This is a genomic window from Streptomyces sp. NPDC058239, from assembly GCF_042882185.1.
GTDB lineage: Bacteria > Actinomycetota > Actinomycetes > Streptomycetales > Streptomycetaceae > Streptomyces.
In genome coordinates this window covers 16,297-27,448 of the sequence record NZ_JBHVWS010000090.1, presented here as the reverse complement: position 1 = coordinate 27,448, position 11,152 = coordinate 16,297, and the positions used below count along the sequence as shown (strand labels likewise).

Genomic DNA, 11,152 nt, shown 5'->3' with positions numbered 1-11,152 from the left:
CCCCGGCAGCCGCCCCGCCCCCACCAACCCCTACGCGTGCGTACGCAACAGCGTCCGCATCGTCCGCATGGCCACCGACAGATTCGCCAGATCGAACGCGTCCGACCCCCGGATCTCCTCAAGCGTGGAGCGCGACCGGGTAAGGATCGCCGCGTTCTTCTCCTCCCACGCCTTGAACCGCTCCTCCGGCGTAGAGGTCCCGTTGCCCACGGCCAGCACATCCGCGGTGAGCGCGGCGTGCGCGGCGTACAGGTCCTCGCGGATGGAGGCGCGGGCCATGGACTGCCAGCGATCGGCCCGCGGCAGCTCGATGATCCGGTCCATCAGCTGGGTGATGCCCAGCCGGTCCGCGAGGTCGTAGTACACCTCGGCGACGGAGAGCGGGTCCTTGCCGGTGCGCTCCGCGATCGCCACGATGTCCAGCGCCGGGAAGGCGGAGGAGAATCCGGCGACCCGCTGGGCCAGCTCGCCCGGGACGCCCGCCTCGGTGAGCTCGTCCAGGATCGACTGGTACCAGTCGAGGTCGGCGCCCATCAGCATCTTGGGCAGCTCGGCCCAGACCTGCTCGACACCAGCCTTGAAGAAGTCGATCGTCCCGGCGATCTCCAGCGGCTGCGGCCGGTTGCCGAGCAGCCAGCGCGAACCGCGCTCGACGAGCCGGCGCGAGTGCAGCCGGATCCGGGTCTGCACATCGGCGGCGACCTCGTTGTCGAGCGCCTCGACGGCGTCCCACACCTGGCCGAGGCCGAAGATCTCACGGGCCGCGAACTGCGCCCGCACGATCTCCTCGATCGAGGCGCCGGTCTCTTCCCGCAGCCGGTGCAGGAAGGTCGAACCACCGCTGTTCACGGTGTCGTTGACCAGTACCGTGGTGATGATCTCGCGACGCAGCGCGTGTCCGTCGACCGCCTCGGGGAACTGCTCCCGCAGCTGCTGCGGGAAGTAGGCGTGCAGCAGCTTCTGCAGGTGCGGGTCGTCCGGCAGGCTGGTCTTGATCAGCTCCCGGGCCGCCGTGATCTTCGTGTACGCGAGCAGCACGGCCAGCTCGGGCTGGCTGAGCCCCTTGCCGGCGTTCAGCAGTTCGCGGATCTGCCGGTCGGTGGGCAGGAACTCCAGCCCGCGGTCGAGGTCCCCGTCACGGACCAGCCGGCGCATGAAGCGCTGGTGGGCGTGGAGCAGGGAGGGCGCCTGGGTCGTGGCGTTGGCCAGGGCCACGTTCTGCGCGTAGTTGTTGCGCAGCACCAGACGGCCGATCTCGTCGGTCATCTCGGCGAGCAGCTTGTTGCGCTGCTTGACGGTCATGTCGCCGTCCCGGACCAGACCGTTGAGCAGGATCTTGATGTTCACCTCGTGGTCGGAGGTGTCCACACCGGCGCTGTTGTCGATCGCGTCGGTGTTGATCCGGCCGCCGTTGCGGGCGAACTCGATCCGGCCGAGCTGGGTGGCACCGAGGTTGCCGCCCTCGCCGACGACCTTGGCCCGCAGGTCCTGGCCGTTGACGCGGATCGCGTCGTTGGCCTTGTCGCCGACGTCGGGGTTCGACTCGGCGGACGACTTGATGTACGTACCGATGCCGCCGTTCCACAGCAGGTCGACGCGGGCCTTGAGGATGGTCTGCATCAGCTCGGCGGGCGTCATCTTCGTGACACCCGAATCGATCCCGAGCGCCTCACGGATGTGCGCGTTGACCGGGATGGACTTGGCGCTGCGCGGGTGGATGCCACCGCCCGCGGAGAGCAGTTCCTTGTTGTAGTCGGCCCAGGAGCTGCGCGGCAGGTCGAAGAGGCGGCGCCGCTCGGCGTACGAGGTGGCGGCGTCCGGGTTCGGGTCGATGAAGATGTGCCGGTGGTCGAAGGCGGCGACGAGCCTGATGTGCTCGGAGAGCAGCATGCCGTTGCCGAACACGTCGCCCGACATGTCGCCGACGCCGACGACGGTGAAGTCCTCGGTCTGGGTGTCGTGGCCGAGCTCGCGGAAGTGCCGCTTGACGGACTCCCAGGCGCCGCGGGCGGTGATGCCCATGCCCTTGTGGTCGTAACCGGCGGAACCGCCGGAGGCGAACGCGTCGCCGAGCCAGAAGCCGTACGAGACGGCGACCTCGTTGGCGATGTCGGAGAACTTCGCGGTGCCCTTGTCGGCGGCGACGACCAGGTATGTGTCGTCCTCGTCGTGACGGACGACGTCCCTGGGCGGCACGACCTCGCCGGCCACCATGTTGTCGGTGATGTCGAGCAGCGCCGAGATGAAGGTGCGGTAGGAGGCGATGCCCTCGGCCATCCAGGCGTCACGATCGACGGCCGGGTCCGGGAGCTGCTTGGCGACGAAGCCGCCCTTGGCGCCGACCGGCACGATGACGGTGTTCTTCACCATCTGCGCCTTGACCAGGCCGAGGATCTCCGTACGGAAGTCCTCGCGCCGGTCCGACCAGCGCAGACCGCCTCGGGCGACCTTGCCGAAGCGCAGGTGCACGCCCTCGACGCGCGGCGAGTAGACCCAGATCTCGAACGCCGGGCGGGGCGCCGGCAGGTCCGGGATGGACTGCGGGTCGAACTTCATCGAGACGTAGCTGTGCGGCTTGCCGTCGTCCGCCATCTGGAAGAAGTTGGTGCGCAGGGTGGCCTTGATGACGGTGAGGAAGGACCGCAGGATCCGGTCCTCGTCGAGCGAGGCGACCTGGTCCAGGGCCCCGTCCAGCTCCTCGAGGAGCCCGTCGGTCAGCTCCGTACCGGCCCGCTGACGCTCGGGCGACATCCGCGCCTCGAAGAGCGAGACCAGCAGCCGGGTGGTGTGGACGTTGTTACGGAGAGTGCTCTCCATGTAGTCCTGGCTGAAGGTCGATCCGGCCTGACGCAGGTACTTCGCGTAGGCCCGCAGCACCATCGCCTGCCGCCAGTTCAGACCGGCGCCCAGCACGAGCGAGTTGAAGCCGTCGTTCTCCGCCTCGCCGGTCCACACGGCGGCGAAGGCGTCCTGGAACCGGTCTCGGGCGTCGTCGGCGAGGTAGTTGCCGTTGCCATTGGTCTGCGGCATCCGCAGACCGAAGTCGTAGATCCAGGCGTGCGTACGGTCCGCGCAGCGCAGCTCGTACGGACGCTCGTCGACGACCTCGACACCGAGCCGCTGGAGCGCCGGAAGCACGGCGGACAGGGAGACCTGCTCGCCGGTCCGGTAGATCTTGAAGCGGCGCTCGCCGGGGCCGGCGCCGACCGGCTCGTACAGGCTGAGGGCGAAGTCCTTCTCGTCCTTCTTGAGCGCTTCGAGGTGGACCAGGTCGGCCACGGCGGAGCGCGGCGTGTGGTCGGCCTTGTAGCCCTCGGGGAACGAGTGGCCGTACTGGCGCATCAGCTCGGCGGCGCGCTCCTCGCCGCACTCGGCGTTCAGCGCCTCCTGGAAGCCGTCGGCCCAGGAGCGGGCGGCCTCGACGAGCCGGGCCTCGATGCGGTCGGCCTCGGAGTCGGTGAGATCGGGCAGCTCGGTGCCGGGGGCGACCCGGACGACGAAGTGCAGCCGGGAGAGGATCGACTCGGTGTTCCAGGCGGTGAAGTCGACGCTGGTGCCGCCCAGCTCCTCCTTGAGGATGTCGATCAGGCGGAGCCGTACACCGGTGGTGTAGCGGTCACGCGGCAGGTAGACGATCGCGGAGTAGTAGCGCCCGTACTCGTCCTGGCGCAGGTAGAGCCGCAGCCGACGGCGCTCCTGGAGGTACAGCACCGAGGTGACGATGGAGCGCAGCTGGTCGACGGGCGTCTGGAAGAGCTCGTCGCGCGGGTACGTCTCCAGGATCTGCAGCAGGTCACGGCCGTCGTGGCTGTTGGGCGAGAAGCCGGCGCCCTCCAGCACCTCGGCGACCTTGCGGCGGATGACGGGCACCCGGCGCACGGACTCGGTGTAGGCGGCGGACGAGAACAGGCCGAGGAAGCGGCGCTCACCGATGACATTGCCGTCGGCGTCGAACTTCTTCACGCCGACGTAGTCGAGGTAGCTGGGGCGGTGCACGGTCGACCGGCTGTTGGCCTTGGTGAGGATGAGGAGCTTGCGCTCGCGGGCCTTGGCCCTGGCGTCGGCGGGCAGCCGGTCGAAGGACGGGCTGACGGGGTGCGCCTCGTCGATGCTGTGGTGCGGGTCGGAGCGCAGGATGCCGAGGCCGGTGCCGGGGACGGCGGCCAGCGCGTCGGTGTCCTTCAGCTCGTACTCGCGGTAGCCGAGGAAGGTGAAGTGGTCGGCGGCGAGCCAGCGCAGCAGCTCCCTGGCCTCGTTCACCTCGTCGTCGGCGAGGTCGTCGAGCGGCTCGCCGGGCAGGTCGTCGGCGATGCGCAGTGCGGCGTCGCGCATCTTCTCCCAGTCCTCGACGGTCTCCCGTACGTCGGACAGCACCCGCAGCAGATCGGTGGCGATCTGCTGGAGGTCGGAGCGGTCGGTCTCACGGTCGATCTCGACGTGGATCCAGGACTCGACGAGCGCGTCGTGCGGCAGCTCGGTCCCGGCACCCTTGGCACTCTTGGCGTCCTTGCGGCCCTGCAGGCTCGTCGAGATGCCGTTGCCCTCGGCGAGGACCTCGATGAGCTTGCCGGTGACGTCGCGGCGTACGACGACCTGCGGGTGGATCACGACATGGATGCCGCGCCCCTGCCGGGACAGCTCATTGGTGACGGAGTCGACCAGGAACGGCATGTCGTCGGTGACGACCTCGACGACGGAGTGGCTGCACGTCCAGCCGTTCTCCTCGACGGTCGGGGTGTGCACCCGGACGTTCGCCGTGCCCTGCGGGCGTGTCTCCGCGAGCCGGTAGTGGGAGGAGGCGGCGCCGAAGACGTCCACGGGGTCGCGGCCCGCGATGTCCTCCGGAGCGGTGTGCAGGTAGTAGCGCTGGAGGTAGGCGAGGAGTACGTCCTGCCCGGGACGCTCCTGGTCGGCCCCGGCGGCCGCAACACGTACCCCGGGGGTACCGCCCGGGCCACCGACACCACCGCCCGGGCTGTTGTCAGCTACCTTGGCGGCCCGTGCGAGCAGCTCGGCCTTGGCTTCGTCCAGCTTGGTCTGCATGTCCTCTGGCTCCTGTCGCGCGCCGTTGCGTGACGTAGGTGAAAAAGACGACGTACCGCCACGACACGGGGTTTCCGGTCTGAGACGACGCTATGCCGCTATGAGAGATGCCCGGGACCATATTGGCCATTTTTGGCAGTCGGCCCGGGCTGTGAGGATCAGTGATAGCCCGGGTGCTGTGGCACTCCGGGCGCAGGCCGGGGGCTTCACTGCCCCCGAGGCGTATCGCGCTGATCACGGGGTCCAGGCTATCTCGCCCGCCCCCGTAACCGTCACGAGCCGTATGTGTACAAAAGATGGCCCCGAAGTTTGACACTCTGGACAGCGCGTCGGCCCGTATTGCCGCACTCTGGTAGACGGAACAGGCCGACGAACCGTGGGAGCCCCGCCATGGCACCGAAAATCCTGATCGTCACCGGCGACGCCGCCGAGTCCCTGGAAGTCCTCTATCCCTACCAGCGGCTGCGCGAGGAGGGTTACGACGTCCATATCGCGGCCCCTGCCCGCAAGACGCTCCGCTTCGTGGTCCACGACTTCGAGCCCGGCTTCGACACGTACACCGAGAAGCCCGGCTACACCTGGCCCGCCGACCTGGCCTTCTCCGAGGTCGACGCCGGAGATTACGTGGCCCTGGTCGTACCGGGCGGCCGGGCTCCGGAGTATCTGCGCAACGACGCCGAGCTGCGCAAGATCCTCAAGGCGTTCTTCGACTCGGACCGGCCGGTGGCCCAGATCTGCCACGGTCCGCTGATGACGGCGGCGGTCGGCGCACTGGTCGGCAGGCACGTCACCGCTTACCCCGCGCTGGAGCTCGACATGCAGGCGGCGGGCGCCGTCTTCGAGGACCACGAGGCGGTGGTCGACGGCACCCTGATCTCGTCCCGTGCGTGGCCGGACCACTCGGCCTGGATGCGCGAATTCCTGAAGGTGCTCCGCACAAAGGCCCCCGTGACCACCTGACGGCGCCGACGAGGGGCCGGGCCTCGTCCTTCCCTCGCTATCCAGCCATCCGCTCCGCGAGGTCGGCGGCCTCGGCCAGGCTGTCGACCACCGGCACCCCGGCCGCCTCCAGACTGGCTCTGCTGTGCGATCCGCCGGTGTAGAGCACGGCCTTCGCACCGACATGGGCGGCGGCCACGGCGTCGTCCACCGCATCGCCGATGACCACCGTGTACTCCGGGGACACCCCGTCCAGCGCGGCGATGTGCCGCTCCATGTGCCGCGCCTTGCTGCCGCCGGACGGCCCGGTGCGCCCGTCGACCCGTACGAAGTGCCGCTCGATGCCGTACCCCCTGACCACGGGGACCAGCTGTTCGTGTCCGTACATGCTCAGAAGAGACTGGCTGCGTCCGGCCAGCTGCCACTGCGCGAGAAGCTCCTCGGCACCCTCGGTGAGCCCGCAGGCGGCCCGCTGCTCGGTGTAGTGCAGGTGAAATATCCCGTCCATCCGCTCCCACTCGGCCTCTGTGGGCAGTCGGCCCATCAGCCGTTCGTAGAAGCGGGGGATCGGGATGCAGTACATCTCGCGGTACTGCTCAAGAGTGATCGGCTCCAGGCCGACCTCGCCGAACGCGGCGTTGGTCGCGCCGACGACCGCGGCGTTGTCGTCGAGCAGTGTGCCGTTCCAGTCCCAGACCAGATGCGTGCGGTGCTTCCCATGCGTCCCCATGCATAAGAAAGTACCCGCCGGGTCCGACACCCGTTCCGGCAGCGGGGCAGCAACCGCAACGCCCCTCCTCCCCCTCCGCTCCCCCTCATCCGATCAGATTCGGAATCTCCTGAATGCCGAACCAAAGCAGTTCGTGATCCTCGGCTCCGTCCACGGTGAACTGCGCGTCGTCGTCACCGAGGTCCGCCGCGCCCAGTGCAGCCGCGGCGGCCGTGACGTCCTTCTCGGCGTCGTCCGCGTCGACATGCACGGCAGCAGCCTCGGTCAGCGCCACGGAGGACGCGATCCGCACCTCGCCGAGCGACGACGAGTCGAGGCTGCGGTCCGGGTCGGCCACGGCCGCGCCGTCCGGTACGTCGACAGCGACGACGACCCGCCGACGGACCACGTCGGGATTCCCGGCGATCAGGCGCAGCGAGGCGGAAGCGGCCCGGTTGAGCGCCGCGTACTCCAACTCCTCGATGTCGTCGGAGACGTACCACTCACGCAGTCCGGGGGTCACCGCATAGGCGGTCAGCGGACCGGGACCGATCTCGCCCGCCTTGTGCGCCGCTGCGAGACCGGGGAGCGTCAGGGGGACGTACACGCGCATGGCTGGCCGCTTTCGTAGTCGGAAACGCCCTCAGGATACGTGCGGCGTCCCCCTTTGGGGTTACGTGCACCGCCGCTCTCCCGTCCACCCGGCAACCGCCACTCACCCTCCCCAAGCCTTCCTCGCACACCGCACGGCACCGGGCTCATCACCCGGATAGGTGATTCCTCCCGATCGTGTCCGGCGCCCCACAGGCGCTTGCGGCCACCTCCGCTGTCGCCGTAGAAGATCCACAGCAGAAGTTACCGCCCGGTATTCGACCGGGCCTCTGAAGCACGGGGGCGATGAGCGATGAGCACGAACAGGACCCGGCCCACCGGACGACACGACCAGCGCAGGCCCGAGTCGGTACCACCGCAACGCGCAAGGACTCCCCGACGCGTCCGCCCCCACCACTGGTTCGCCGAGCGCCTCCTGGCGGTCCTCAGCGGCCAGCGCCCGGTGCACTGGATGCTCGGACACACCATCGGCGAGGCATACGACCAGCTGGCCGAACTGGCCCCCCGCACCCCCCTCAGGGCCCGCGGCGCCCGCCCGGTCATCCGCATGTGCCACGGCGCCCAGCCGGCTCCGGGCGTGGTGGAGGCCTGCGCGAGCATCGCAGCGGGCGAACAGGTAAGGGCCATGGCCTTCCGCCTGGAACAGGGCACAGACCTTCGCTGGCGCTGCGCAGCAGTAGAGCTGGGCGACGAACACCTACAGGCAACGCCCACCCGGTAGACACCCGGCCAGGGGCTTCCCCAGGCCCGCAGCCACACGAGCAACGGGGCCAGGGGGAAGCCCCCGGAAATCACTGGCCACTCGCACCACGGTCAACCCGCCCTGCCACAGCCGCCCCACCGCACCCCGCGCCGCACCCCCGGCAACGGGACGCATGGGCCCGGGCCCTAAACAAACCGGGGCCGGCCACCCACAAAAGGTGCCCGGCCCCGGTCAAAACCCCATCGGCGCCAACGACGCCGACGCCACCGCTACTTCTTGCGGCGCCGCCCACCCCCACCATTCTTCTGCGCCTTGCGCCGCTCCGCCCGAGTCAGCCCGTCCGACTCGGACGCGACCCCGCCGTCACCGTTGGAGAAGTCGCCCTCGACGACCCCGCCCTCCCCGTCCACCGTGGGAGCGGAGAAGTGCAGCCGGTCCGGTCGCTGCGGAGCATCGAGCCCCTTGGCCCGGATCTCCGGACGCGCCGCCGGCACGAGGTCCTCCTTGGCGAGCGAGGTCCGCTCGGCCTCGTCCTGCACCGGAACCTCCTCGACCTGCTGCTCGACCTGGACCTCCAGGTTGAACAGGTAGCCGACGGACTCCTCCTTGATGCCCTCCATCATGGCGTTGAACATGTCGAAGCCCTCGCGCTGGTACTCGACCAGCGGGTCCTTCTGCGCCATGGCACGAAGGCCGATGCCCTCCTGGAGGTAGTCCATCTCGTAGAGGTGCTCACGCCACTTGCGGTCCAGGACGGACAGCACCACACGCCGCTCCAGCTCACGCATGATGTCCGAGCCGAGCTGCTTCTCGCGCTCGTCGTACTGCTCGTGGATGTCGTCCTTGATGGACTCACCGATGAACTCGGCGGTGATCCCTGCCCGGTCGCCGGCCGCCTCCTCCAGCTCCTCGACGGTGACCTTCACCGGGTAGAGCTGCTTGAACGCACCCCACAGCCGGTCCAGGTCCCACTCCTCGGCGAAGCCCTCGGCGGTCTCCTGGCGGATGTAGTCGTCGATCGTGTCGTCCATGAAGTGGCGGATCTGGTCCTGCAGATCCTCGCCCTCCAGGACCCGGCGACGCTCGCCGTAGATGACCTCGCGCTGCCGGTTGAGCACCTCGTCGTACTTCAGGACGTTCTTACGCGTCTCGAAGTTCTGCTGCTCGACCTGCGACTGGGCCGACGCGATCGCCCGCGTCACCATCTTGTTCTCGATCGGCACGTCGTCCGGCACATTGGCCATCGACATGACGCGCTCGACCATCTGCGCCTTGAACAGCCGCATCAGGTCGTCGCCGAGCGACAGATAGAAGCGGGACTCGCCCGGGTCGCCCTGACGGCCGGAACGGCCGCGCAGCTGGTTGTCGATACGCCGCGACTCGTGCCGCTCGGTGCCCAGGACATAGAGCCCGCCGAGCTCCCTGACCTCTTCGAACTCCGCCTTCACGGCCTGCTCGGCCTTCTCCAGCGCGGCGGGCAGCGCGGCCGCCCACTCCTCGACGTGCTCGACGGGGTCGAGGCCGCGCTGGCGCAGCTCCGCCTCGGCGAGGTCGTCGGGGTTGCCGCCGAGCTTGATGTCGGTGCCTCGTCCGGCCATGTTCGTCGCGACCGTGACCGCGCCCTTGCGGCCGGCCTGGGCAACGATCGTCGCCTCACGGTCGTGCTGCTTGGCGTTGAGGACCTCGTGCTGGACACCACGCTTGGAGAGCTGCTGCGAGAGGTACTCGGACTTCTCGACCGAGGTGGTGCCGACCAGGATCGGCTGGCCCTTCTCGTGCTTCTCGGCGATGTCGTCGACGACGGCGGCGAACTTCGCGACCTCGGTGCGGTAGATCAGGTCCGACTGGTCGGCACGGACCATCGGCCGGTTGGTCGGGATCGGCACCACACCGAGCTTGTAGATCTGGTGGAACTCGGCGGCCTCGGTCATCGCCGTACCGGTCATGCCGGAGAGCTTGCCGTAGAGGCGGAAGAAGTTCTGCAGGGTGATCGTGGCGAGCGTCTGGTTCTCGTCCTTGATGTCCACCCCTTCCTTCGCCTCGATCGCCTGGTGCATGCCCTCGTTGTAGCGGCGGCCGGCGAGGATACGGCCGGTGTGCTCGTCGACGATCATGACTTCGCCGTCGATGACGACGTAGTCCTTGTCCTTCTTGAAGAGTTCCTTGGCCTTGATGGCGTTGTTGAGGTACCCGACAAGGGGGGTGTTCACCGACTCGTAGAGGTTCTCGATGCCGAGCCAGTCCTCGACCTTCGCGACACCGGGCTCATGGATGGCGACGGTCCGCTTCTTCTCGTCGACCTCGTAGTCGCCCGTCTCCTCGATTCCCTTGAGCGGGTTGCCCGCCTCGCCCTTGGTGAGGCGGGTGACCAACTTGGCGAAGTCGCCGTACCACTTGGTGGCCTGGTCGGCCGGGCCGGAGATGATCAACGGCGTACGGGCCTCGTCGACGAGGATCGAGTCGACCTCGTCGACCACAGCGAAGTTGTGGCCGCGCTGGACGAGCTCGTCCGCGGACCACGCCATGTTGTCGCGGAGGTAGTCGAAGCCGAACTCGTTGTTCGTGCCGTACGTGATGTCGCAGGCGTACTGCTCACGGCGCTGCGCCGGCGTCATGTTGGCGAGGATGCAGCCGACACTCAGGCCCAGGAACTTGTGGACCCGGCCCATCATTTCGGAGTCACGCTCGGCCAGATAGTCATTGACCGTGATCAGGTGCACGCCCTTGCCGGAGAGCGCGTTGAGATACGCCGGCAGGGTGCCGACCAGGGTCTTGCCCTCGCCGGTCTTCATCTCGGCCACATAGCCGAGGTGCAGGGCTGCGCCGCCCATCATCTGGACGTCGTAGTGGCGCTGTCCGAGGACCCGCTTGGCGGCCTCACGGACGGTTGCGAATGCCTCGGGGAGCAGGTCGTCCAGGCTCTCGCCGTCCGCGTACCGTTCCTTGTACTCGTCGGTGAGCGCCCGCAGCTCGGCGTCGGAGAGGTTGACGAAGTCCTCTTCGATGGAGCTGACCTGGTCCGCGATGCGGTGCAGTTTGCGCAGGATCTTGCCTTCGCCTGCACGCATGAGCTTGTTGAAGACGGACACTGAGGCTGGTCTCCTTGCCGGTCGGGCCTGGCACTGGGTCGTGTTATGGACTCTGGC

Annotated in this window: 6 protein-coding genes; 2 read left to right on the top strand and 4 right to left on the bottom strand. The window is 68.5% G+C overall.

Features of this window, described 5'->3' with window-relative positions:
- Positions 1 to 30: 30 nt before the first annotated feature.
- Positions 31 to 5,043, bottom strand: a complete 5,013-nt coding sequence (locus tag ACFVYE_RS44900) for an NAD-glutamate dehydrogenase (RefSeq protein ID WP_383977790.1) — start codon at positions 5,041 to 5,043, stop codon at positions 31 to 33.
- A gap of 390 nt (positions 5,044 to 5,433) precedes the next feature.
- On the opposite strand from ACFVYE_RS44900, the gene ACFVYE_RS44895 reads away from it, so the two are divergent.
- A complete protein-coding gene (locus tag ACFVYE_RS44895) occupies positions 5,434 to 6,003 on the top strand; it encodes a DJ-1/PfpI family protein (protein ID WP_093893995.1) in 570 nt (189 codons plus the stop codon).
- Between the two features lie 37 nt (positions 6,004 to 6,040).
- On the opposite strand, the gene ACFVYE_RS44890 is transcribed toward ACFVYE_RS44895, so the two are convergent.
- Together ACFVYE_RS44890 and ACFVYE_RS44885 are read right to left on the bottom strand one after the other, a co-directional pair.
- Complete coding sequence (locus ACFVYE_RS44890) at positions 6,041 to 6,712, bottom strand: HAD family hydrolase (protein WP_383977787.1); 672 nt, start codon at positions 6,710 to 6,712, stop codon at positions 6,041 to 6,043.
- Between the two features lie 85 nt (positions 6,713 to 6,797).
- The gene (locus ACFVYE_RS44885; RefSeq protein ID WP_383977784.1) at positions 6,798 to 7,304 is read right to left on the bottom strand and encodes a DUF6912 family protein; all 507 of its coding nucleotides are present in this window, start codon (positions 7,302 to 7,304) and stop codon (positions 6,798 to 6,800) included.
- Between the two features lie 291 nt (positions 7,305 to 7,595).
- Between ACFVYE_RS44885 and ACFVYE_RS44880 the strand changes: the two genes are divergently transcribed.
- Positions 7,596 to 8,024 (top strand): Rv3235 family protein, encoded by a 429-nt coding sequence (locus ACFVYE_RS44880; protein WP_114244834.1) that lies wholly within the window; start codon positions 7,596 to 7,598, stop codon positions 8,022 to 8,024.
- A gap of 251 nt (positions 8,025 to 8,275) precedes the next feature.
- Here the strand turns inward: ACFVYE_RS44880 and secA are convergent, their stop codons facing one another.
- Positions 8,276 to 11,095 (bottom strand): preprotein translocase subunit SecA, encoded by a 2,820-nt coding sequence (secA, locus tag ACFVYE_RS44875; RefSeq protein ID WP_383974012.1) that lies wholly within the window; start codon positions 11,093 to 11,095, stop codon positions 8,276 to 8,278.
- Positions 11,096 to 11,152 lie beyond the last annotated feature (57 nt).

Bases quoted from the DNA above. Each gene is read 5' to 3' on its own strand.
- ACFVYE_RS44900 (WP_383977790.1), bottom strand. From the start codon at position 5,043: ATGCAGACCAAGCTGGACGAAGCCAAGGCCGAGCTGCTCGCACGGGCC.
- ACFVYE_RS44895 (WP_093893995.1), top strand. From the start codon at position 5,434: ATGGCACCGAAAATCCTGATCGTCACCGGCGACGCCGCCGAGTCCCTG.
- ACFVYE_RS44880 (WP_114244834.1), top strand. From the start codon at position 7,596: ATGAGCACGAACAGGACCCGGCCCACCGGACGACACGACCAGCGCAGG.
- ACFVYE_RS44885 (WP_383977784.1), bottom strand. From the start codon at position 7,304: ATGCGCGTGTACGTCCCCCTGACGCTCCCCGGTCTCGCAGCGGCGCAC.
- ACFVYE_RS44890 (WP_383977787.1), bottom strand. From the start codon at position 6,712: ATGGGGACGCATGGGAAGCACCGCACGCATCTGGTCTGGGACTGGAAC.